This is a genomic window from Flavobacterium sp. (genome assembly GCF_039930565.1).
In the GTDB taxonomy this organism is placed as follows: Bacteria; Bacteroidota; Bacteroidia; order Flavobacteriales; family Flavobacteriaceae; genus Flavobacterium.
Window position 1 is genome coordinate 39,432 of sequence record NZ_JBDTTP010000016.1, and the last position, 26,947, is coordinate 66,378.

General features: G+C 36.0%; 12 protein-coding genes. 11 read left to right on the forward strand and 1 reads right to left on the reverse strand.

Going from position 1 to position 26,947, the window contains the following annotated elements; genetic code table 11:
• The first annotated feature begins 8 nt into the window (after nt 1-8).
• Together ABI657_RS06310 and ABI657_RS06315 are read left to right on the forward strand one after the other, a co-directional pair.
• The gene (locus ABI657_RS06310; RefSeq protein WP_348096395.1) at nt 9-1,967 is read left to right on the forward strand and encodes a putative porin; all 1,959 of its coding nucleotides are present in this window, start codon (nt 9-11) and stop codon (nt 1,965-1,967) included.
• A gap of 48 nt (nt 1,968-2,015) precedes the next feature.
• Entirely contained in the window at nt 2,016-3,377 is a 1,362-nt protein-coding gene (locus ABI657_RS06315; protein ID WP_348096396.1) for a pyridoxal-phosphate dependent enzyme, read from the forward strand.
• Nucleotides 3,378-3,414: 37 nt separating this feature from the next.
• On the opposite strand, the gene ABI657_RS06320 is transcribed toward ABI657_RS06315, so the two are convergent.
• On the reverse strand, nt 3,415-4,218 hold the full coding sequence (locus ABI657_RS06320; protein WP_348096397.1) for a polysaccharide deacetylase family protein: 804 nt from the start codon (nt 4,216-4,218) through the stop codon (nt 3,415-3,417).
• 392 nt (nt 4,219-4,610) lie between these two features.
• Between ABI657_RS06320 and ABI657_RS06325 the strand changes: the two genes are divergently transcribed.
• The 9 genes from ABI657_RS06325 to ABI657_RS06365 form a co-directional block, all read left to right on the forward strand.
• A complete protein-coding gene (locus ABI657_RS06325) occupies nt 4,611-7,538 on the forward strand; it encodes a triple tyrosine motif-containing protein (protein ID WP_348096398.1) in 2,928 nt (975 codons plus the stop codon).
• A 213-nt stretch (nt 7,539-7,751) separates the two neighbouring features.
• Entirely contained in the window at nt 7,752-11,711 is a 3,960-nt protein-coding gene (locus tag ABI657_RS06330) for a family 16 glycosylhydrolase (RefSeq protein WP_348096399.1), read from the forward strand.
• Nucleotides 11,712-11,866: 155 nt separating this feature from the next.
• A complete protein-coding gene (locus ABI657_RS06335; RefSeq protein ID WP_348096400.1) occupies nt 11,867-14,536 on the forward strand; it encodes a beta-1,3-glucanase family protein in 2,670 nt (889 codons plus the stop codon).
• A gap of 106 nt (nt 14,537-14,642) precedes the next feature.
• A complete protein-coding gene (locus ABI657_RS06340; protein WP_348096401.1) occupies nt 14,643-16,268 on the forward strand; it encodes a glycosyl hydrolase family 18 protein in 1,626 nt (541 codons plus the stop codon).
• A gap of 124 nt (nt 16,269-16,392) precedes the next feature.
• On the forward strand, nt 16,393-18,543 hold the full coding sequence (locus tag ABI657_RS06345; RefSeq protein WP_348096402.1) for an RICIN domain-containing protein: 2,151 nt from the start codon (nt 16,393-16,395) through the stop codon (nt 18,541-18,543).
• Between the two features lie 6 nt (nt 18,544-18,549).
• Nucleotides 18,550-20,421 (forward strand): carbohydrate-binding protein, encoded by a 1,872-nt coding sequence (locus ABI657_RS06350; protein ID WP_348096403.1) that lies wholly within the window; start codon nt 18,550-18,552, stop codon nt 20,419-20,421.
• 88 nt (nt 20,422-20,509) lie between these two features.
• A complete protein-coding gene (locus ABI657_RS06355; protein WP_348096404.1) occupies nt 20,510-23,386 on the forward strand; it encodes an RICIN domain-containing protein in 2,877 nt (958 codons plus the stop codon).
• Nucleotides 23,387-23,548: 162 nt separating this feature from the next.
• Nucleotides 23,549-23,929, forward strand: a complete 381-nt coding sequence (locus ABI657_RS06360; protein ID WP_348096405.1) for a response regulator — start codon at nt 23,549-23,551, stop codon at nt 23,927-23,929.
• On the forward strand, nt 23,883-26,947 hold a 3,065-nt coding region (locus tag ABI657_RS06365; RefSeq protein WP_348096406.1), incomplete at its 3' end, for a PAS domain-containing protein. The genes ABI657_RS06360 and ABI657_RS06365, both read left to right, overlap by 47 nt.

Genomic DNA, 26,947 nt, shown 5'->3' on the forward strand with positions numbered 1-26,947 from the left:
GTTAAAAAATGAGAATATTCTTTTTTCTATATCTATTAGTCGTGCCAACTTTATTGTTTTCTCAGGAAAAAAAGCTGAAGAAGAATTTAGATATGAATACGAAATACTCAAGTATTACAGACACTGTAAAAAAGAAAAAAATTCTGGTAGCCAAGATTGATCAATACCAGATAATTACTTTAGAACATGATACGACTTATGCTGATACGTCTTTAACTATAAAAAGTGCCTATAGGCAAAACTATCTTCGAAAAGATATTTTCGGACTTTTACCATTTTCAAACGTCGGACAAACATACAATACACTTCAATATAGCCTGACGGATTTTTCTCCCTATCCGGATATAGGTTTTTCGGGAAAGCACTTTCCCTTTCTGGAAGTCAATGACATTCGATACTATTCGGTTGCCACTCCGCTTACAGAACTATTTTTCAATACATCTATTGGTAAAGGTCAGAATGTTGATTCATTTATCACACTGAACACGTCTAAAAACCTAAATTTTTTTATCGCTTACCGCGGATTGCGTTCTGAAGGAAAATATATAAATCAATTAACAAGCATAGGTAATTTTAGATTTGGAACCAGTTATTCAACAACAAACAAACGTTATACTTTAAACGCTCATTACACCTATCAGGATATTCTGAATGAAGAAAATGGGGGAATTACAACCTCTGAAGATTTTGAAAGCGGTGATCCAAATTTCGCAAACCGTCAAAGATTACAAGTATATCTTACCGATGCAGAATCGTTCTTAAAAGGAAAAAGATTGTTTTTTGACCATGCTTTCAGAATAAATCCAAGAAATGCAAATAATAATCTATATGTAACACATCAATTTAATTTTGAAAATAAATTTTTTGAATACAAGCAGCCCACTGTAACTTCTATAGTTGATGGGGTCCCGGTTGAGAGGTTTGGCGAATCATATGCAGCCAGTAATTTGAAAGATCAGACCCGATTTGAAAAGTTGTATAACAAGGCCGGATTGACATATGAAAACTCCCTTCTTGGAAAATTTAATTTCTTTATTGATGACTACAGGTCCAATTATAAGTACGACAGAATTATCGTAAATAAAGATACTATTCCGGATAACCTTTTTCAGCAGATCAATAGTTTTGGAGGTCAATATGAATATCAGAAAAATAAATGGAACGGACGATTTTTATATTCAAGATCAATTACAAACGTTTCCCTTTCTGATTTAGATGCCAGACTGAGATATAATATGAGTGAAAAAATTCAATTCGATTTTAGTTATAGAAACGTAAATAAACTTCCCAATAACAACTATAATTTATACCAAAGCAGTTATGTAGAATACAATTGGTCTAATAGTTTTAAGAACGAAAAAATAAATACTCTTGGTGCAAATGTTTTTACACCATGGGCCAATGCAGAGGTACAATATACAGTTTTAAACGACCATTTGTATTTTGAGGATAAATCTACTCCGGCACAAATTGCTGCTCAGACCCAAATTATAAAACCTGCACAATACGCAAATACTATTAATTATTTATCTGTAAAAGCCAACAGGGAATTTAAATTTGGTCCGTTTGCTTTAGACAATACTCTTTTATATCAAAAAGTCACCCAGTCTGATTTGGTTCTCAATGTACCTGATTTTGTAACCAGAAATACATTTTATTATTCAGGTTATTTCTTTAAAAAAGCGCTTTACCTTCAAACAGGGATAATTTTCAATTATTTTACAAAATTTTATGCCAATGATTATAATCCGGTGGTTGGTGAGTTTTTTGTTCAGAAAACCAAAGAAATTGGCAATTATCCAACATTTGATTTCTTTGTAAATGGCAGAATCCGTCAGACGAGAATTTATTTGAAAGCAGAACATTTTAATTCTTCTTTTTCACAAAATAATTTTTATTCATCACCCAGTAATCCTTACAGGGATTTCACTATCAGTTTTGGTTTGGTTTGGAATTTCTTTCAATAAAAACCAATTCTTCCTTATCACAGAAATTAAATATTTAAAATAAAAAAAATGGACTTTTCAAATAATATTTTAGAGACAATTGGCAATACACCTTTAGTAAAACTAAATAAGGTTGTGGCTGAAATAGATGCTTTGGTATTGGCAAAAGTGGAGACTTTTAATCCCGGAAATTCTGTAAAAGACAGGATGGCGGTTAAAATGGTAGAAGATGCTGAGGCAGATGGGCGTTTAAAACCCGGAGGAACAATAATTGAAGGAACTTCGGGAAATACAGGAATGGGTTTGGCACTAGTGGCCATCATAAAAGGATATAAATTAATTTGTGTGATATCTGACAAGCAATCCAAAGAAAAAATGGATATTTTGCGTGCTGTGGGCGCCAAAGTTGTTGTTTGTCCTACTAATGTTGAACCAACTGATCCGCGTTCGTATTATTCGGTTTCAAAACGCCTGGCCGAAGAGACACCGAATTCATGGTATGTGAACCAATACGATAATTTATCGAATTCGCTGGCACATTATGAACAGACAGGACCGGAAATCTGGAAACAGACAGAAGGAAAAATTACCCATTTTGTAGTTGGGGTAGGAACTGGCGGAACCATCTCTGGTGTTGGGAAATATTTAAAGGAAAAAAATCCAAACATTAAAATTTGGGGAATCGATACTTATGGTTCAGTTTTTAAAAAATACCACGAGACCGGAATTTTTGATGAAAACGAAATTTATTCCTATATAACAGAAGGAATTGGAGAGGATATCTTACCTAAAAATGTTGACTTTTCGTTAATCGATGGCTTTACAAAAGTAACCGATAAGGATGCCGCGGTTTATACCAGAAAAATTGCAATGGAAGAAGCTATTTTTGTTGGAAACTCAGCAGGCGCTTGTATTAAAGGGTTATTACAATTAAAAGAACACTTTAAACCTGATGATGTTGTAGTGGTTTTATTTCATGATTCAGGAAGTCGTTATGTAGGCAAAATGTTTAATGATGACTGGATGCGTGAGCGTGGTTTTCTTGATGAAAATATAACAAAGGCTGAAGATGTTATCAAAGACCATATTGATAAAGAATTGATAGTGGTTCGTACAGAAGAACTAGTTTCTCATGCCATTGAACGTATGCGTAAATATAAAATTTCGCAAATTCCGGTAGTTGATATTAATGGATTTGTGGGTTCTGTTGATGAAACCGATTTATTCAGAAGTTATGTGGCTGACAAAAATGTTGCTGAAAAACCAATTAAGGAAGTAATGGGAAAACCTTTTCCTATTGTAAAATTAGGAACTCCAATAGAAGAAGTTTCTAAGCTTTTTACGAAAGAAAATGATGCCGTTTTGGTTGATTTGGAAAACGGACACCATCATATTATTACTAAGTACGATATTATTGGCGCTATAAAATAAAAATTTTAGCTTGGGATTAATTGATCCCGAGCTAAAACTATTTTTTAGTTTGCTTTTCCTTGATAAATTTTGCCACATCTACCATTGTTGCGATCCAAATATCATTTTCTCTCCTTTTTAAGTATTCCAGTAATTTGCGATGTTCTTCTAAATCCACATTTAAGGCATGTTCTCCGCCAACACCGTGAAATAGAAAAACGATAAAAGAACCATTTTTTTCTGCTTCTTCTACCTGAGTAATCATTTGTGAAGCTGTGCTTCCAATCTGGACAAAAGAATCTATATTGTTAAGATCCACTTCTTTTATTGGTGTAAACTTTGAAGTTACTCCGCGCGCTCCAACAAAATCATTTCTTAAATCAGTATAATACAAGCTATCGTTAATAGTAAAGTCACCACAAGGGTAAGCAAAAGTTCTTTCTTTTTTTCCATCTATAGCATTCAGCAATGTATTAGTAATTCTTATTTCATTGACAGCTCTCGCCACTGTATATTTTGACAAATCATTTTCTGAAGTCACGAAATCCCTTCCAGGCAAACTGCCATCACAAGGATGATTTAAAGAATGATTCCCTAATTCATGTCCATTTTTAGAAGCTTTTCTCCATTCATCCACTCTTAGTGAAACAACCGGAGAAGAACCGATAAGATAAAAAGTGCCCTTAAATCTGAATGAGTCAAGCATTGGAATTACCTTATCAAGGTGAATATTCAAGGCATCGTCGTAGGTTAATACAACAGCACATTTTTTATTATTCCAACTTTTTGTTTGTGCCTGACCATAAATTAAATATGGAAATAGGCCTAGTATTGCAATATATATAATTGTATTAAGTTTCATTTATATTTATAATAGTTTGGATAATAAGTTAATTGTCAGGATTAAAAATACATCTTTTAACTTAAATTAATGAAAGCGTTTTGTTTTAAGTAAGTTTTTTCTACTTATTATGTCTTAATTTTAAATTATACATCAAAGATTTTAAAGGCAATAGAGAGAAAAAACATTGTTTAAGTTATAAATTACACGTGATTCAAGCTTTTTTACTTTTCTTAGGTCTTTGTGTAATTTGTTACATTAAAACAATTTTTTTATATATTTGATTTTCAACATTCAATTTTTAGTTTCAATTTTGAAATACGATAATCGAATTTTTTAAAATAGCTTCTCCCCAAGGGGCTATTTGAAATTGTGATTCCCAAGTCACAAAAATAACCTACAGACATAACAAAATGACAAAATTTATAATTAGAATTTTAGTTCTATTGATATTGCTTGCTACTCCAATTCTTAATGCTCAAATTAAAAAAATTGGCGTTCCTTTCATAACAAATTACAATCCAAAAACGTACAAGGCAGCTTCAGAAAACTGGGATGTTTTACAGAATTCAAAAGGCATGATGTTTTTTGCCAATCATTTTGGAATTATGCAATTTGACGGTGTCCGATGGTGTATTATAACTCAACCTGACAATAAAAGTATGGTTCGTTCACTGGCAATTGATAAAAAAGACACTATTTATTTGGGCGCTCAGGGCGATTTTGGTTATGTTTTTCAGTTACCGAATGGACAATACAAATACATTTCATTAGTAAAATTACTTCCAAATTCAGCTAGAAATTTCGGTGATGTTCTCCATACAGTAGTACTTGGTAATGAAGTGATTTTTTTCTCTACTGAAAAGATATTTATTTATAAGAATAACAGAATCAAAGTTATACAGGCAGATTCTGCATTTGATGAATTTTTTGAAGTCGGTACCGATATCTATGTTCTAGATAAAGATAAGGGTTTATTGAAACTTAAAAATGATGTTTTGGAGCCTGTTGCCGGCGGATATAAATTTGCAGGAATGAATATTCGAAAAGTTTTTGCAACTAAAGAAGGTTTTCTGTTATTTACACAAAAAAACGGACTTTTTATTTATAAAAATCATCAGATTCAATCCTTTATAACAGAAGCGGATTATTTACTTAAGCAGAATCAAATCTCAACCGCAATTTTACTTCCTGATGGATATTATGGAATCGGGACACGCCAGACGGGTTTATTAATTATTGATAGTTATGGACATTTGATTCAGCATATCAACAAACAAATGGGTTTGCAGAATGAATATGTAACCAATCTTAAAACCGACAAAGAAGGCAATTTATGGGTGACACTTAAAGAAGGTATTTCACTAATTCAGATTTCCTCGCCTTTGTCAAGAATATTAACCACTTCTAATTCAGAAACCAAAATATATTGCAGTCATATTTATGAAAATAAATTATATATTGCCACTGATAATGGCTTATTTTGGCTCGACTGGGAAGCCTACAAAAATGGAAAACGGGAAAGTTCCAATTTTCATCATATCTCGGGAATGTCTGAAAATGTATGGAATGTAGGCGTTTTCGGCAACTCACTTTTAGCTTTTGAAAAGAATGGAATATTTGAAGTTTCAGGTAATTCAGCAAAATTACTCGCAAAAACGGATGGTGCCTGGAAAGGGATACTTATTCCCAATCATCCTGACTTAATGCTTGTTGGAGGTTATACGGGATTGTATTTGTTGAAAAAAATAAATCAATCGTGGGTCTATCAAAATAAAATAAAAGGATTTAACGAAAGCAGCAGGATCATTATCACCGATAAAGAAGGTAATATCTGGATTGCCCATGGATATAAAGGAATCTATAGAATAAGGTTTAATAAAACATTTGATGCCGTTTCAAACCTTGTATTCTACAATCAGGCAGACGGTTTTCCTTCAAGTTTGTTTTTAAATACTTTCAAAATAAATAATGAAATTCTTTTTGGAACAACGAAAGGAGTTTACAGGCAAAATGTATCTTCAGGGAAAATGATTCCGGACCCGATTTTTAAGAAGTATCTCGGAATGGAAAATCATATTCGGTTATTAAAATCAGATGATAAAAATAATATCTGGTATGTTTCGGGAGAAAATACCGGAAAAATAAATCAGAGAAAACAAGGAAATTTGCATTTAGAAGAATTGCCTTTTAGAAAATTAAGGTATTTATATATTCCGGGTTTCGAAAACATTGAGACAACTACAAACGGAGATGTTTTTTTTGGTACCCAAAATGGATTAATCCATTATAATGTAACCAAAAATAAAAGTTACCAGTTGAAATATAAAGCCGTAATCTCTGAAGTTAAATGTATTTTTCCTAAAGATAGTTTGTTGTTTTCCAGTCGGTATGATGTGCTTCCAAGTGATGTAAAATCAGAGAAAGAGCTTTGTCCTGAATTATCCTATTCAAACAATGCATTGCATTTTTCGTTTGCATCACTTTGTTATGATGAAGCCGATGCCACAAAATACGAATATTGGCTGGAAGGTTTTGAACCAAAGTGGTCTGACTGGAGTCTGCAAACTGAAAAAGAATATACAAACCTGCCTGAAAATGAATATGTTTTTCACGTACGTGCAAAAAACATATATGATGTTGTAAGCGAAGAAGCTGTTTTTAAATTTGAAATTTCACCGCCATGGTACCGTACAATTTGGGCCTATATTTTGTATTTATTGCTTTTTTGTATTTTGATCTATGCGATTATAAAAGATCAAAAAAATATTGCTGAGCGTGACAGGGAACAATTAATTCTCAATCAGGAAAAGGAATTATTGCGAAACCGCGCTGAATTAAATGAACAAAAACTGGCATTAGAACAGGAAAATATGGCCATTATGCGTGATAATCTGGAAAATACAATTAATCTTAAAAATGCAAAAGTTGCTTCAAATACAGTCAATCTCATCCATTTAAATGAAATTTTGTTGTCGATAAAGGAACTGATCGGTCAGATAGACAAGAAAAATGATTCCAATACCAATTTTAGTTTACTGACTAAAATAAACAGGATAATCGATCACGAATTACAGGGTGATAAACACTGGAATGAGTTTGAAGAAATTTTCAATCAGCTTCATGATAATTTCATGCAGAGACTCAAGACAAGTTTTCCCGAACTTACTCCTCGTGATATGCGATTATGTGCTTATTTACGAATGAATTTCAATACAAAAGAAATTGCACCACTTTTAGGAATTTCTGTTAGAGGAGTTGAAGACACCCGTTATCGTATCAGAAAAAAATTGCAGCTTTCATCTGATGACAATATCACAGAATTCATTTTAAATTTTTAGTTTTTTACTATTAAGTAAAATCTCGGTTAATTACACCTTTTGTACAGGGTAAAAACAATATTTTTTTTACCACCGTAGTCAAACCGTATCGTAAAATACAAGTATTACTTAGTTTGTTTGTTAATATTGTGCATTATTGATAAAATAACAATCCCTTTTTTAAAGAGTTAGTTTTATTTAATCAATAGCACTTTACTAATAAAAACTAAAAAAATGAAACAAAACAACTCTTTCCTCGGCCGACCACCGGAATCAAATTACCATTATTTTAAAAAAATTACCATTTTGGCAGTTATGCTATTGCTGCCATTATTGAAAACCCAGGCACAATGTAATACACTTATCTGGGCAGATGAATTTAATGGCACAACCGTAGATTTAACAAAATGGGAGAGCATTTCCGGAAACGGCTGTCCTTCGCTTTGCGGATTCGGAAATGGAGAAGCACAGCGCTACGATCCTAATCAGGCCACAATTGTCAAGGAAGGAACAAACAGTTACCTGAACATTCAGGCCAAGTATGAACCTAATGGACAATTTCCACAACAACCTTATTCTTCTGCGAAGTTAACAACTCAGGGTAAATATGCTATTAAATACGGAAGGATTGAAGCCCGTATGAAATTGTCAACCGGAATGGGCGCCTGGCCTGCCTTCTGGATGTTACCGGCAGGTGCATCAAATTGGCCGTACACAGGTGAAATTGATATCATGGAAGCCAAACACAGAAATCCAAAATCCGTGGATGGTACGATTCATTATGATGGAGGCGGTTATCATTATACAGGCAGAAGTTATACTTCACCAACTGATTTGTCTAATGAATTTCATGTGTATGCAGTAGAATGGGGACCAAATATCATAAAATGGTTTATTGATGGCAATTTATTTCATACTGCCACACCAAATACGACTGTAAATGGTGGATGGCCGTTTAATGACCAGCAGTTTTATATCATTTTAAATCTGGCCGTTGGAAGTTTAGGCACGCCTTACACCAGTGTTAACGGTGCTGGTGTTGAACCAATTCCGGCTGATTTTCCGGCAAAAATGCAGGTAGATTATGTTCGTGTTTACAGTGGTAGTTTTACATACGGCGTTTTGGGAGATGCCAAAGTATATAATAACGAAACAAACAAAACGTACTCAATCAATACAATTTCTGGCGCAAGTTACAACTGGACAGTTCCTTCGGGAGCGGCAATTACATCTGGACAAGGTACTAATACGATTACAGTAAACTGGGGAACATCTGGGGGAGATGTTGCTGTAGCTACTACTGTTTCGGGATGCGCTGCCAATACCTATCAACTGGCTGTCACGACAGAAATACCTTTGCCAGTAGAAAGAATACAGGAAGACTTTCAATCGAACAGAAATATTGTTTACGGAAATAAAACGGGAGTTTTAACAGAAGCTGTTGCCAATCCTTCGGCAACCGGAATTAATACTTCTGCTCTGGTAGGGAAATATGTTCGTAATGCATCTGAATTATATGATGTGATGAATATCAAAAACGTAGTAATCTCTAATGCTAACGACTATGTTTACGGCAGAAAAAAGATTTCTTTTGATATCTACACTTCGGCTCCGGTCGGAACTAAAATTTCAATGCAGCTTGAAAATAGCCTGGTAACAACGGCTATTAATTTTCCAATGGGAAGACATAGCGGTTATAAAGCCACAACCACTGTACAAAATAAATGGGAAACGATCGAATTTGAATTTGAAAAAGTAATCGACCCTAATACAAGTGCTTTGACTATCAATACCGTAGTTTTTCTTTTCGAATCAAATTCAAATTCAGGAGCAACGTATTATTTTGATAATCTGCTGACAAAAGCGGCACCAGAAAAGCCAGTTATTGCAACAGATGTTTTACTGAATTATGACGGAACCAACAGAATTATAAAAGGAACGACTACCGGGACATATTCTGTGGTAGCAAATCCGGGTTCTAATTCGGTTAACTCGTCTGCGAATGTGGCAAGATATGTTCGAAATGTAACGGAACAATATGATGTACTTTTCTTTAATACACAAAGCACAATCGAAGATGCCGGTTTATTGAAAAACCAAACCAATAAAATCATGATTGATGTGTATACTTCAGCACCAATTGGAACGGTGGTAAGTATGAATCTGGAAAACAGTGCAACATCGCTTCCTACCAATTTTCCAACAGGAAGAAACAGTAATTACGTAGCGATAACTACCAAACAGAATCAATGGGAAACCCTGACTTTCTATTATAATGCAAGTCCGGATTTAGGAACTTCTAACCTGGCCATCAACCAAATGGTTTTATTGTTTAACTCTGGTTCTTATACAAGTGATACCTATTATTTTGATAATATCAGAATTGGTGCTACCAAACTTCCGGATACTTTTACGCCCGGAGTAGTTTATGAAGATTATCAAAACACACACAACATTACATTTAGAGATGCCATTGGAACATATACGCCAAATACTGCAAATCCAAATGCCAGCGGAATCAATACATCTTCAAATGTGGCAAGATATGTTAGAAAAGCAACTGAATTGTATGATAATTTCTCATTCAATACAACTTTAACCAATGTTGCGGACTTCAAAAGCGGAACTAAAAAATTCGCAATGGATGTATACACCTCTGCACCGGTTGGATCTATAATTTCGTGGCAGGCAGAAAGCAGTGCTTCGATTCCGTCTAATTTTCCGGCAGGAAGACATAGCGTCTATCAGGGAGTTGTCAAACAATCCAATGCATGGCATACAGTAACTTTTACTTATGCAAGTTCACCGGATGCTTCGACTTTAGATAGTGAAGTAAATCGTTTTGTTTTCTTATTTGAACCGGGAACAAGTTCAGCAAATACTTATTTCTTTGATAACATCAGAGCAGTGAATTTGGTTTCCACAGAAAATCCGCCGGCAACTTTACCAGCTCCCTGGATTAGTACAGATTTGGGTGCAGTAACTCCGGCTGGATCAGCGACACACTCTAATGGAACTTTTACCATTAAAGGTGCGGGAACAGATATTTGGGAATCAAGCGATCAGTTTCAATATGTATACCAACCAATAACTGGTGATGCAGAGATTATTGCCAGAGTAACTTCATTGACAAATACCAATACTTATGCGAAAGCAGGAGTGATGTTCCGTGAAACGCTTACGACAACTTCTAAACATGCTATGACCACTATTACGGCTGCGGCAGGAGTAGAGTTTTTATCAAGAGATGCAGTTTCAGTACCAACAATTCAGCAGGGAGCAGCGGGAACTATTCCTAAATGGATTCGTACTGTTAGGGCAGGAAACGTATTTACGTCTTACACATCGGATAACGGAACAACCTGGACTCAAATTGGTACAGCACGAACAATTGCAATGGCCAATACAATTTATGTGGGAATGGCAGTAACATCCCATAATAATGGAACCTTGGCAACAGGTGTTTTCAGCGATGTGGTTGTTAGAAATATTACGCCTCCAAATACCAATGTCAATTTAGCTTTGGCAAAAACAGCCACAGCTTCTACAGAAGAAAATGCTACTTACACCGCGAGTCAGGCAACTGATACTGATTCAACAGTTTCGAGATGGGCAAGTTCATTTGCTAATGCGACAGAATGGATTTATGTTGATTTGGGAAGCAATTATAATATTAACCGCGTTGTATTGAAATGGGAAGCAGCTTTTGCAACGCAATACAAAGTGCAGCTTTCTACGGACAATGTCTTTACAGAAAACGAAACGATAAATACGCAAACTTCCAGCGATGGAGGAACAGATGACTTAACGGTAAGTGGATCAGGAAGATACCTGCGAATTTTATGTACAACAAAAGCTTTAGCTCCTTATGGATATTCATTGTATACAATAGAAGCTTACGGATCAGCTTCAACAGCTAAAAAATCACTTCTTGAGGAAGAAGTAGTAGAAGCAAGTGATTTCGCCATGTATCCAAATCCTGCGAGTAATTATGTTCAGCTTTCAATACCTGAAAAATTAGACAATAAAGTTGTAACGATTTATGACAATTCAGGCACATTGATAATTGAGACTAAGTTGAATGCTGACGTTAATGAAAGCCAAATTGATATTAGTAAACTGTCAAGAGGAGTTTACATTCTGAATTTCAAATCAGATCAAAAAAGCTGGACTAAAAAACTGATTAAGCAATAAAATAAAAATCCGTTGGGTGTAAGTTTATTTGGAATACTATTTCAATGTCCCCAAATTAGAAATAAATTCATGAATAAAATAGTACACCTGACGGATAAATATGTTCATTTCGAATGACTTAGAATCTATTTGCGTAACCCCAAAATTATCTAGATATGAATAAAATTAAACTTACAAGAATTTCTCTTCTGACAGCACTGCTTTTGGTGTTTTCAAACCTAATGTTCGGGCAGGGCCCAATACCTTTTACAATAAATAACACGTCTACATTTAATGATAACGAATTGTATGTAGCTATCGTGGGTATAGATTATACAACTGGAAATCACGTTTGGGTCAATGCTAAAACGAGTCAGGTTTTACCAATGAGTTCTTCTTATAATACTGTTACCGGACCTACAATTGGAGGCAATACCGGACCGGGACAAAACTCAAAATATGCCAATTGTTTTACCAAGTTGAGCGAGATTCCAAACAAGACTTTTACATTACCTCAAATTGCGGGATGCAGGGTTTTTATCGCCAAAGGGCAACAACTTTATTTCTACTTTTTTGGTGCCAGTGGCGCTCCTTCAGGATATACATCACCAAATCCTTTGAATGTTACAGATCCAAATCAGGGAATTTTATATGAAATCATCGAATTGACTAACAATCAATATGGTTTTTTTGGAAACCCATCAAGAGTAGATTCGTATAAATATCCAATGGGGCTCGAGTTATTTGGAGCCAATGGATATCAAAAAAGGGTAGGAGAATTAAAAAAACACGCTGATATTGTGGCTGCTTTTAAAGCTAATGTGCCGTCTGAATTTCAGGGTTGTGTGAACGATGCGACAGGAGAAATCACTGCACCATCTAAAACGCCCGCTTTCGCTGATGGAACAGGAGGAACTTCTGTAGGATCTCAGGCGAATTACCTAAAATCTTATATTGATGCCATTTGGAACAAATATAAAAATGAAGATTTGATATTTTATGCAGGAGATGCAGGTGTTTTTAAAGGAAGAGTTATTGGAGAACAACTTGAAATGGTGGGACAATCAGGAGGTTTTACCGGTCGTACAGGAAGAGTTCAAAATCGACCTTCGACTCAGGAAGCACTTGAAGGAAAAGGTGTTCTGGACAGAAGACTGGTTGATGGAGATCTGGATCTTGTGATTCAGGCACAACTAACTGCTGCAATCAACAGACACGTTGTAAATACTACAACTTCTAATCCGGGCCAGCAAAATTGGTACGATGCAACAAAATTTTATCAGGTAAATCCAACCAATCATTACTCAAAATTCTGGCATTTACCAGGAATAAGTGTTGATAATCTTGCCTACGGATTTGCTTATGATGACGTAGCGGATCAGTCGCCATCACTTCACACGCCACAGCCAACCAAAGTAATTGCTGCTTTTGGTGGTTATGCAGGAACGGTTCCCTCAGTTCCCGCTACAACTGATTTGATTACGGTTTATAAAGATTGTAATTATACCGGTTTTTCTGGTGGATTGACTATTGGAGATTACAACCTGGCTCGCCTGAATACTTTGGGAGTTTTGAATGATGACATTTCTTCACTTAAAGTGGCACAGGGTTTTAAAGCGATTTTGTATCAGGACGATAACTTTACAGGAGCTTCAACAACGATTACTTCTGATAATTCCTGTTTGAATACAACGTGGAATGATAAAGTAACTTCTGTTAGAATTTTACCTAATGGAGTTACGACTTTAGGAAACCAGACTTTCTTTCTACAAAACAGAAACAGTAATTTAAACATGGACGTTTGGAGTGCCAGTTTATCTAATGGAGCCAATGTTGCTCAGGGTACAGCAAATTCAAACGCCAACCAGAAATTTACTTTTACACATTTAGGTGATGGATTATACAAAATTGTTGCCAGCCATAGCGGACAGTCATTAGATGTAAATAATTTTAATAAGGATAATGGTGCCAATGTTGAGCAATATCCATATAATGCAACTACAAATCAACAGTTTATATTAGTTGCTGCAGGCGACGGATTTTATAAAATTGTTGCCAGACATAGTGGTAAATTAGTAGAAGTTGCAGGTGCAAGTACTATTAATGGTGCCAATGTACAGCAATGGCAGGATAACGGACAGATTTGTGCACAATGGAAACTAGTTCCTGTAACTACTTCGCAAACATCTGTTTTAATTCAGGCTGAAGATTATTCGGCAATGAACGGAATTCAGGTAGAAGCTACTACAGATACCGGAGGAGGTTCAAATGTGGGTTACACAGAAACCGGAGATTGGTTGGCTTATAATAGTGTAAATTTCCCAACAACAGGTTCTTATTTAATCGAATACAGAATAGCCAGTGCAGTTGCAGGCGGTAAATTGTCTTCTGATCTGAATGGCGGAACAATTATTTTAGGAAATGTAGATGTACCTAATACCGGAGGATGGCAAAATTGGCAGACCGTTTCCCAAACCGTTAATGTAAATGCAGGAACGTATAATTTCGGAATCTATATTCAGAATACGGGAATGAATATTAATTGGATTAAAATAACGAGAGTAGGTGCTGCTTCAAGTGCAAAATCGGCTTCAACTCAAATTACAGAAGAAACAGTAGTTGAAACTCCATTAAATATTTATCCAAATCCGGTTGAGAGTACACTTTTCTTTACAACTGAGGTTTCCGGAAACGTGAGTATTGTTGATGCACAGACAGGAGTTTCAGTTTCTTCTCAAAAAACCAATAACAACAGCATAGATGTTTCACGTCTAAGGACTGGTGTTTATCTGATTGTTTTGGAAAAAGACGGACAAAAAACGATAAAGCGTTTCATTAAAAAATAGTTTAAATAAACAAAGCCTCGGACATTCTGATCAAAATTAGAATTGTTTGAGGCTTTTAATTTCTCCCCAAAGTTTACAAATTTATTAATCTATTAAAAAAGTTACCATGAAAAACAATTACAAAGCGATCCGGTTAAGATGGATCTTAATTTTCGTTGTGGGTATTGTCAATTTATCAATGGCCCAAAAAAAAGTAATAGCTTATATTCCAAACTGGATTGATCTGAATTCCTTTTCAACTACCATTCAATACAGTAAATTAACCCACATTAATATCGCTTTCGAAAATCCGGATGCCAACGGATATCTTACTTTTAATACAGGTTCTAATTCCATCATTAATGCTGCACATGCACAAAATGTAAAAGTGTTTGTCTCGCTTGGAGGAGGTTCAATTTCTGAAGGAGGTGCTATTAGGGATAATTATTTCAATCTGATTACTTCTGGAAACAGAACAGCATTTATTCAAAAAATTTACGATTATGTTGTTGCACATAATTTTGATGGAGTGGATGTTGATTTAGAAGGACCGGCTATCAATGGTGATTACGGTGGATTTGTAATTGCTTTGGCAAATAAATTACATTCAGGTGGAAAACAAATTACGGCAGCACTTTCAGAAGGGTATGGGGGTGCTAATGTACCATCTTCTACTTTTGCAGCTTATGACTGGATTAATATCATGGCATATGATGCAACTGGTCCGTGGAACACAGCAAATCCAGGACCTCATTCACCTTACAGTATGGCGGTTAACCAGTTTAACTACTGGACAGGAAGAGGTTTACCGGCAAGCAAAGCCATCATTGGATTACCATTTTACGGGTATGGTTTTGGAGCTGCAGCCAATCAGGGAATTTCTTATGCAAATATTATAGCACAATATCCAGGTTCTGAAAATCAGGATCAGGTTGGAAATACTATTTATTATAACGGAATACCAACTATCAAAGCAAAAACAACTTTTGCTATTCAAAATGCCGGAGGAGTCATGATTTGGGAATTATCTCAGGATGCTGTTGGTTCTAAATCTTTATTAACGGCAATCAATCAGGTTATTACCGGGAGCCAGCCACCAGTAACAGGCGGAACTTTAATTCAGGCAGAAAATTTCTCTTCTATGAGTGGTATTCAGACTGAAAGTACAACAGATACCGGAGGAGGATTGAATGTAGGTTACGCAGATACAGGAGATTGGATGGCGTATTTCAATATCAATTTTCCAACTTCAGGAAATTATATAATTGAATACAGAGTGGCAAGTGCTGTTTCAGGGGCTAAATTATCATCCGATTTAAATGCAGGAACCATTCAGTTAGGTGCTGTTAATGTACCCAACACCGGAGGATGGCAAAATTGGCAAACAGTTTCTCAAACCGTAAATGTAAATGCCGGAACGTATAACTTCGGGATATATATTCAAAATTCAGGTGTGAATTTGAACTGGTTCCGAATCACAAAATCAGCGTCGGCTTTAACTGCTAAATCAGCTCCGGCAGAAAAAATAGAAAGCCTTACTGTTTATCCAAGTCCAACAGAAAATGAACTTTTCTTTACTGCTGAGGTTTCAGGAGCCAACGTAAGTATTATAAATTCTCAGGATGGTGCTACGGTTTCGTCACAAAAAGCCAACAATAATAGTGTTGATGTCTCAGGTTTAAAAGCAGGAATTTATTTGATTTTGGTAGAAAAAGACGGAATCAAAACAGTAAGACGTTTTATCAAAAAATAAATTCACAAACAGAGTTCATTCATTTTATTCTAAAAAAATAGAAACTATTCAGTCTTCTTACTGTTGTTTTTAACAGTTATATGAGACTGGATAGTTAATGAAAAATCTGTTATAAAACGAAATTATGAAAAAAAAGCAAAAATTAATATTAACTATAAGTCTCCTCTTTTATTTAACAATGGGCTATTCTCAAGATTGGCAGATTGTCTGGCAAGATGAATTTAACAATGGTATTAGCTCTGATTGGGTTTTTGAAACAGGAAATGGAGGCTGGGGAAATAATGAACTGCAGTATTACCGTCAGGAAAATGCCACGGTTTCAAATGGTAAATTAATTATAACAGCTAAAAGAGAAGCTTTTGGAGGATCTAATTATACTTCTGCAAGATTAAAGACCCAAGGGAAAAAATCGTGGAAATATGGAAAAATTGAAGCGAGTATAGCCATGCCTTCTTTTCAAGGTATTTGGCCTGCCTTTTGGATGTTAGGAGATAATATTAGTTCTGTTGGTTGGCCAAAATGTGGCGAAATTGACATAATGGAACACGTAAACACAGGTGGAGAAGTTGTAGGGACTATTCATTGGGATGCTAACGGACACGCTTCATATGGTGGAAATACTAGTACAAACATTACTGCTTTTCATACTTATAGTGTTGAGTGGGATGAAAATAGTATTAAGTGGTTTATTGACGGAGCCAAATTTCATGAGGTCAATATAGCTGGTAATGTGAACAGCACGGATGAGCTTCATAATAACTTTTTTATTTTATTGAATTTAGCTGTGGGTGGAGACTGGCCAGGGTCAAATATTGACAATAATGGTTTTCCTGCGCAAATGCAGGTAGAATATGTCAGAGTTTATCAAAAAGGAGCTAATCCACCATCAGTCAGTCCTTCGACAGATGTAATTACGGCTTATAAAGATTGTAATTATACTGGTTTTTCAGGAGGATTAACTATCGGAGATTATAATCTGGCACGTTTAAAAACATTGGGAATTCAGGATGACGCTATTTCTTCTCTTAAAATTGCGCAGGGTTTTCAGGCGATTTTATATCAGGATGATAATTTTGGAGGCGCTTCAACTGTGATTAATGCTGATAATTCTTGCTTAAATGCAACCTGGAATGATAAAGTGACTTCTATTCGAATTATTGCAAACGGAACAACAACTCTGGGAAATCAGACATTCTACCTGCAGAACAGAAACAGCGGACTTAACATGGATGTTTGGAATGCCAGTTTAGCAAATGGAGCCAATATAGCACAAGGAACGGTTAATACAACAAACAATCAGAAATTTACGCTTACACATTTAGGCGACGGGTTATACAAAATCATTGCAAATCATAGCGGTCAATCTTTAGATGTAAATAATTTTAACAAAGCTAACGGTGCCAATGTAGAACAATATCCATACAATGGTACAGTAAATCAACAATTTGTATTGGTTTCAACTGGAGACGGATTTTATAAAATTGTTGCCAGACACAGCGGCAGAATTGTAGAGGTTGCTGGAGCAAGCACAGCCAATGGCGCTAACGTACAGCAATGGGATAACAACAACCAAACCTGCGGGCAATGGAAGCTGGTTCCGGTAACGACTTCTCAAACATCTGTTTTAATTCAGGCCGAAAGTTATTCAACTATGAGTGGAATTCAGGTAGAAGCTACTACAGATACAGGAGGAGGTTCTAATGTTGGCTATGCCGATACAGGGGACTGGATGGCGTATAATAACATCAATTTTCCAACTTCGGGTTCTTATACTATTGAATACAGAGTTGCAAGTGCCGTAACAGGAGCTAAAATATCTTCTGATTTGAGTGCGGGAACAATTCAGTTAGGGTCACTTGATGTGCCTAATACTGGAGGATGGCAAAATTGGCAGACAATATCTCACACGGTAAATGTGAATGCTGGAACTTATAATTTTGGATTGTTCATTCAAAATACAGGAGTGAATTTAAACTGGATCAGAATTACAAAATCTGCTTCTGCTTTAACAGCAAAAGAAGTTTCTTCGAAAACTGCAGTTGTAACAGAAATCCCAAGTTTGAGTATTTATCCAAATCCTACAGAAAACACACTTTTCTTTAATGCAGAAGTTTCTGGAGCAAACGTGAGTGTTATAAATGAGAGCGGTGCTACTGTTTCTCTACAAAAAGCGAGCAATAACAGTATTGATGTTTCAGGTTTAAAAACTGGAGTCTATTTGATTTTGGTAGAAAAAGACGGAATCAAAACAGTAAGACGTTTTATTAAAAAATAAAGTACCATGAAGAAATACATAATAGTTTTAATTAACTCAAAACTACTCTTATTGACATTTATTTTGTTTGGCTTGAGTTCCCATGCTCAGGTTATCATGTTTGATGATTTTAATTATTCAGGTAATACAGATCCACAATTGACATCATTTAACAAATGGCAAATTGTTAATGGCGTGAGCGGACCACCTGAAGGAGCGAACTATAGCAGAAATAATGTGGCTTTTATAACAGATCCAAATGATGCATCAAATAAGTTGATGACATTGAAAACAACTGTTAATGGTCAGTCAAAAGCGGTAACACATTCGAGAATAGAAAGTTCGTATGAATATTTTGAAGGCACTTATGCCTCAAGAGTTTATTTATCAGATGAATCTTTTGCAAGTAAAGATGCCAATATACAGACCTTTTTTACGATTGTAAGTTCTGCTCTTGCTCAGGATGGTTCAAAATACAGTGAACTGGATATCATAGAATATATGGCTGCTGATAAGTGGGGTGTTTCTCCAGATAACAGGGTTGGTTATACGACTTCGTATCACAAATATATTGCAGATCCGTGGAAGCCCTGGAAAACCTATTCCACACAACAAAAATCATTAGCCGGATGGCATACTTTTATCGCTACCTGCACAGATGGTGTGAATATCCGATATTATATGGATAACACGCTTATTGCAACCCATTCGGTTACGGATAATGAAACTCAGGCAGGCCTTTCGGTTTATCCGCGAAGTACCATGCAGATAGCATTCGCCAATTGGATTTGGAATAATGTATTAGGAAACGGAACTGTTAACAGAGAAAATACTTTTATGACCGACTGGGTTTTGTATTATAAAAATACCGCAGTAGATCTGGCTCAGATTAATACTTTGGTTGCCAATTATAAAGCACAAGGATTAAAAAGAAGAAATCTGGCAGGACAAACCTTTTATGATGCACCGCAACAAACTGGTGTTGCTACAGTGTATAAAGATTGTAATTATGGCGGATATGCTGTTAGTTTACCAGCTGGTAATTATACGTTAGCTAATTTACAGGCAAAAGGAATTTTAGATAATGATATTTCATCACTTAAAGTACAAAGTGGGTATGAAGTAGTGCTTTATGCAAATGATAATTTTGCCGGCACTTCTGCCACAATTACTTCAGATAATACATGTTTAGTTGCTAATAATTTCAATGATGTTGCTACTTCTGTACGAGTTAGAGCGGTAACAAATTCGTCTTCGGTATTGATTGAAGCGGAGAGTTATACCAGCATGAGCGGAATCCAAACCGAAGCAACCACAGATAATAGTGGTGGATTAAATGTAGGTTATGCGGATACTGGTGATTGGATATCTTATAGCAATATTAACTTTCCAACATCCGGTTCTTATTTAATTGAGTACAGAGTTGCCAGTGGTGTGAATGGAGCAATCATTTCTTCAGATTTAAGTGCAGGAGCCATTCAATTAGGTTCGGTAAATATTCCAAATACAGGAGGATGGCAAAACTGGCAAACCGTATCTCAAACCGTAAATGTAAACGCCGGAACGTACAATTTCGGAATTTATATTCAGAATACGGGTGTGAATTTAAACTGGCTCCGAATTACGAAATCAGCATCTGCTCTGGCTGCAAAATCTGCTTCAACAGAAAAAATTGAAAGTTTAACCATTTATCCAAGTCCAACAGAAAACGAACTTTTCTTTACAGCAGATCTTACCGGAGCTAATGTGAGTATTATAAACTCTCAGGATGGTGGAACTATTTCTTCTCAAAAAGCCAATAACAACAGCATTGATGTAAGTAGTTTAAAAACAGGAATTTATTTGATTTTGGTAGAAAAAGACGGAATAAAAACGGTGAGACGTTTTATTAAAAAATAATCTTTTCAAAAAATACTATTTCATCTTTGTTTTGAACAAGGATGATTAGTACTTTTTTATAAACTGTAACCCCAAACCCCAAATTAATATGAAAAACAATTACAGATTACGGTTAAGTTTACTCTTGATTCTTGCTTTTAGCAGCTTTGCGATTGCACAGACCTCTTTAGGTACGAGTAAAACATTTATGAATAATTTAAAGAAAGAACTGGTAAGTACTGTTACTTCAAAAAGTACAGACAAAACCGTTTTGCTTGAAGTTGATAATGCAAAAAGCTTCAATGGAAAAATCAATTACAAAAAATCAGATGCTTCAAGTGAGTTTTTGATTGGAGAAATTAAGAATGTTGCAGAATCATCTTTTTACATTAAAGTGATGGACAAATCGCTGGAAGGACACATTATTCTGAAGAAAACAAAAGAAGCCTACAAATATTACTCAGATGCAAACGGAAATGCTTTTGTATCAAAAGTAGATATTAATACGCTGATTTGCGTGAATTATGAAAATGTTCCGGAAAAAAGTCAAGCAACTAATAAAACAGCAGCAGCTCAAATTGCTGAGGCCTTATTGAATTTGCAAAGTTTACCGGGAGCGGCAGGTTGTGTCTATTTGGATTTTGACGGTTATAATATGCCGGCAGGAAATCTTTGGAACAACGGGAACGCAATCAATGCAGCTCCATCTGGAATGAGCGATGCGGCTGTGCAGGAACATTGGGAAGTTGTAGCTGAAGACTACCGGCCTTTTAATGTGAATGTTACAACAAGTGAAGCTGTCTTTAACTCGTATCCGAGAAACAGAAGAATGCGTGTGGTGGTAACTCCAACCAATACTGCAGCCCCGGGGGCGGGAGGTGTGGCATATATTGGTTCTTTCAATTGGGACAATGATGTACCATGTTGGGTATTTATTACCTCTGGTAAATCGGGTGGAGATGCCTCTGCGCATGAAGTTGGACATACTTTCGATTTAGGCCACGACGGTCGTACGAATCCTGCTGAAGATTATTTCGTGGGAATCAACAATACTTCCTGGGCACCAATTATGGGTGCAGGATATTACAGGCCAGTTGTACAATGGAGTAAAGGCGAATATGATTACGCCAACAACAAACAAGATGATGTTGCGATTATTGCAAGTACCAAATTTGGCGTAGGTTACAGAGGAGATGATTACGGAAATACAACTGCTGCTGCAGCCACTTTAGATTATAACGCTAGCGGAGCAATCAATCAAAAAAACGGAATTATTTCAAGTGACGCGGATTATGATTTCTTTACTTTTACAACTGGTGGAGGTAATGTTTCTATCAATGCCAATACCGTTTCGAGACATGGAAACCTGCATCTTTTAATTCGCTTGTACAATTCGGCAGGAGCAGAAATGGGAACGTATTGGAACTCGGATCCGTTTGCCTTAAACGCTTCTATGAATGTGAATTTGCCAGCCGGAAAATACTTTATTGGTGTTGATGGGAGTGGTGCCGGAAGTGCCGGTTACGGCGGATATTCGGCTTATGGCTCTATCGGAAGTTATACGGTTACAGGAACAATCCCCCCTGGAGGAAGTATCGCTCCTTCCACAGATTTAATTACGGTTTATAAAGATTGTAACTTCACGGGTTTTTCTGGTGGATTAACGATTGGAGATTACAATTTGGCGCGTTTGAATTCTTTAGGAGTTTTAAATGATGATATTTCTTCATTAAAAGTTGCACAGGGATTTCAGGCAATTTTGTATCAGGATGATAATTTTACCGGAACTTCAACTGTAATTAATTCTGATAATTCGTGTTTAAATACAACGTGGAATGATAAGGTGAGTTCGATTCGAATTCTGGCTAACGGAGTGACAACTTTAGGAAATCAGACTTTCTTTTTGCAAAACAGAAACAGCGGTTTAAACATGGATGTCTGGAGTGCCAGTTTATCCAATGGTGCCAATGTGGCTCAGGGAACTGCAAATACAGGTACGAATCAAAAGTTTACATTTACACATTTGGGTGACGGATTATATAAAATTATTGCCAGTCATAGCGGTCAGTCTTTAGATGTAAACAGTTATAATAAAGATAATGGCACTAATGTAGAGCAGTATCCTTATAACGGAACAACCAATCAGCAGTTTATTTTGTACGCAGCCGGCGATGGATTTTATAAAATTATCGCCAGACACAGCGGTAAAATTGTAGAAGTTGCGGGAGCGAGCACGGAAAATGGCGCTAATGTGCAGCAATGGCAGGATAACGGACAGGTTTGCGGACAATGGAAATTAATTTCAACTACAACTGCGCAGACTTCAACTTTAATTCAGGCTGAAGATTATGCTGCCATGAACGGAATTCAAACCGAAGCGACAACAGATACCGGAGGAGGTTTGAATGTTGCCTTTACAGACACAGGCGACTGGATGGCATATAACAACATCAATTTTCCAACAACAGGTTCGTATTTAATCGAATACAGAATTGCGAGTGAAGTTGCCGGAGCCAGAATTTCTTCTGATTTAAATGGCGGAACAATTATTTTAGGAAATGTTGATATTCCGAACACCGGCGGATGGCAAAACTGGCAAACTGTAACACAAACGGTAAGTGTAAATGCCGGAACGTATAGTTTTGGAATTTACATTCAAAATACCGGAATGAACATCAACTGGTTCCGAATTACCAGAATTGGTGCTGCAGCAAGTACACCTGAAACTGCATCAATTATTACTGATGAGGTGAGTAATGAGGCTGCATTCAATATATATCCAAATCCTGTTTCTAATACGCTTTTCTTTACTTCAGATATCACAGGAGGAAATGTTAGTGTTGTTGATAGCCGTACTGGTGGTTTGGTTGCTACACAAAAATTCAATGACAATAGTTTAGATGTTGCGAATCTAAAAACCGGAGTTTATCTGATTGTTTTTGATAAGGATGGTAAACGAACTGTCAAACGTTTTATTAAGAAATAAACTTTTAATTTATCTAAAAGGCTGCCTCATGGCAGCCTTTTTTATTATCTATAATTTTCACACCAATTTAGGTCTACTACTGCATTTTTTGCATTAATTTCATATTACTCCGCATTCTGTATGTTATTCGAATAAAACAAGTATTTTTATTATATTTGGTTTATGAAGTTTAGCAATATTATACTCATCGATGATGATGAAGAGGATCAGCAGATATTTCTTGCAGCTCTGGATCAAATATCCACCACGATTCGATATAATTTTTTTACAGATGCCAGAAAAGCTCTTGAAGATTTAAAATCGGGAAATATTACCACACAGGCTATCTTCCTTGATCTGAATATGCCACTTATGAGCGGTCATGAATTTCTTGCGCAAATAAAACAGGTGGAGCATTTAAAACGCATTCCGATTATTATTTTTACTACTTCTTCAAGCAGTTCTATCAAAGAAATGACACTTTCAATGGGCGCCACAGATTTTCTGACAAAGCCAAATGATTTTAGAGATCTTATCGCTTTATTACAACCTTTTATTTATTAAGCTAATGCCTTTGTCTGATCCAAATTTAAATTTTCTGAGTGGCGGTGGAGAAATGGGAGAGTTGACCAGAAATTATAATTGGTTCTCTACACCAATTGGTTCTCCTGACCAATGGCCTCAAAGTCTTCGTACTCTTATAAGTACCATTCTTAGATCTAAATTTCCTATGTTTCTTTGGTGGGGAAAAGATCTTATACAATTTTATAATGATGCTTATCGTCCTAGTATGGGTAATAAAGGTAAGCACCCCGAAGCACTTGGTGCCAAAGGTGCAGATACATGGCCTGAAATATGGCCCGTTATCTATCCTCTGATTCAACAGGTTTTGAAAGGTGGAGATTCCACATGGATGGAAAATCAGCTTATTCCTATATATAGAAACGGCTCACTTGAGAATGTTAACTGGACTTTTAGCTACAGCGCCGTACTGGATGATTTTGGAAATATAGGAGGTGTACTTGTTACCTGTATTGAAACAACTAATGCCGTGGTTCGGTTGCAGCAATTACACGAAGGTAATGCCGCGTTACAATTATCTTTAGATACAAAAAACACACTGTACAAAAACCAAATTGAAAATGATTTAAAATTTAAAACTGTTACTGACAGTTCTCCTGCAGGATTATGGCTGTCGGAACAGAATGGAGCACTTACTTATGTTAATAAAACTCTTATGGACTGGACAGGTCTGTTCAATGAGGAAATATTAGGGTACGGATGGATGTCTGCTATTATTGATCACGAGCGGGATTTTATTATGGAATCTTTTAAGTACTCTTTGGCGGAACGCTCGCACTTCGATGTACAGTTTCATCTTAAAAAAGCTGACGGCACTATTATAAGTTGCCATTCAGCCGGCGATCCATTTTATCTTGCAGATGGAACATTTGGAGGCTATGCGGGTTCCTGTATGGATATTCAGGCACTTGTTGCAGGCCAGGAACAGATTGCAGAGAGCGAAAAACGTTTTTTAAACCTTACCCGTCAGGCCACTGTTGGTATTGTTGTTTTATCTGGAGCTGACTTAAAAGTTAAAGTAGTCAATGAGGCCTATGCGAATTTAATTGGATTAAGCGTTGACGATTTAATTGAAAAAAATCTTTTTGAAGTGATTCCTGAAACAGAGGAAGTATATCGTCCGATAATCGAAAATGTAATAAGTACTGGAGAATCACAGTATTTATACAGTAAAAAATATTCTATTACGAGCAAAAAAATAAAAAAAGAAGGTTATTTAAATTTAATTTACCAGCCTTACAAAGAGGATGATGGCAAGGCAACAGGAGTAATTCTAATGTGCCAGGATGTTACTCAACAAGTACGGGCACATCAACAGATTGGGGAAAATGAAACACTGCTTAGGGCTGTAATAGAAAACACTCCCGTAGCAACTGCCCTTTTTGAACGAGAAGGTCTTGTTATTAAGTTAGCCAATGATGTAATGACTGGCTATTGGAAAAAAGGAAATACTGTTATTGGAAAGCCATACAGGGAAGCGGTACCTGAATTGGAGGGACAGGGATATTTTGAAATTCTGACCAATGTTTTTGAAACAGGAAAAGAATATCATGCCACAAGTTCACGTGCAGATATTGTAAAGGATGGTAAAACAAGTACACATTATTTCAATTATTCTTACACTCCTTTATTTGATGAAAATGGCGAAGTGTATGCTGTTCTAAATATGGGTTATGATGTTACAGAAAGTACCATTGCGAGTCAGTTATTAGAAAAAAACAGCCAAAAACTGCTTAGTTTTTTCGAAAACTCTCCCGTTGGTATTGCAATTGTTACTGGTGAAAACCTCGTTTTTGAAATGGCCAACGCTTTTTACGCCAATTTTGCAGGAAGATCTGTAGATCAGCTTATTGGCAGACCTATGCTTGAAGCAATTCCTGAGCTTGCCGGACAAGGATGTGATATTAAATTAAAAGAGGTTTTGGCAACTGGCGAAAAGTTTTCGGCAAAGGAATATCCTGTTACTTTAATCCGTCATGGAAAAAAAGATATTATCTATCTTGACATCAGCTATCAGGCACAACTTGATTCGGGCCAGGATATTATAAGTGTTCTTGTAGTGGCTATAGAAGTAACCCAGGAGGTTTTAGCTAAAAGAAAAATTGAAACTAGTGAAAAGCAGTTTAGAACTCTTATTGAAGAAGCTCCAGTAGGAACCTGTTTGTATGTAGGACCTGATATGCGCATCGAAATTGCCAATAAAATTATTATGGATTATTGGGGACGTGGACCTGAAGCGATTGGCAAAAATATGATAGATGTTTTTCCTGAGACAATAAACCAGCCATTTCCTCAAATTTTAAAAGAGGTTTACAGGACAGGAAAACTTCATGAGCAGAAAGCCGCAAAGGCTGATATTATGATCCGTGGTATACTTACTACTTTCTATTTTGATTTTACCTATAAGCCTTTGTTTGATTCTGAAGGCAAAGTATATGCTATTTTGGATGTTGCTGTTGATGTAACAGAACAAGTAAAAGCAGCCAGATTATTAGAAGAAAATCAAGAGTTCATCCGAAAAATATTTTATAAGTCTCCGGTAGCGAAACTATTATATATTGGACAAAATATGATATTGAGGGAAGCGAATGAAAAAATGCTGGAAATATTTGGCCGCAGCCATGATATTATTGGTCAACCTATTTTAGAAAGTATTCCTGAATTGAAAAAAACCAATTTATTTGAAATGTACAGCATGGTACTGAAATCAGGTAATACTTTCGAGGCTTTTGCACAGCGTATTGAACTTATTAAAAAGGGTGAATCTTACTTTGGATATTATGATTACACTTATAAACCATTATTTGATGAGAATAAAAAAACTTATGGTGTAATATGTATTGCAGTTGAAGTGACAGAACAAGTTTATGCAAGACAAAGACAGGAAGAAGCGGAAACAGCTCTAAGAGGCGCTGTTGAGCTTGCACAGCTAGGAACCTGGAGTATAGGTGGATTCAAGACCTTAATGCAACAGTTGGTCTTTTTGGTTAATAATCAAAA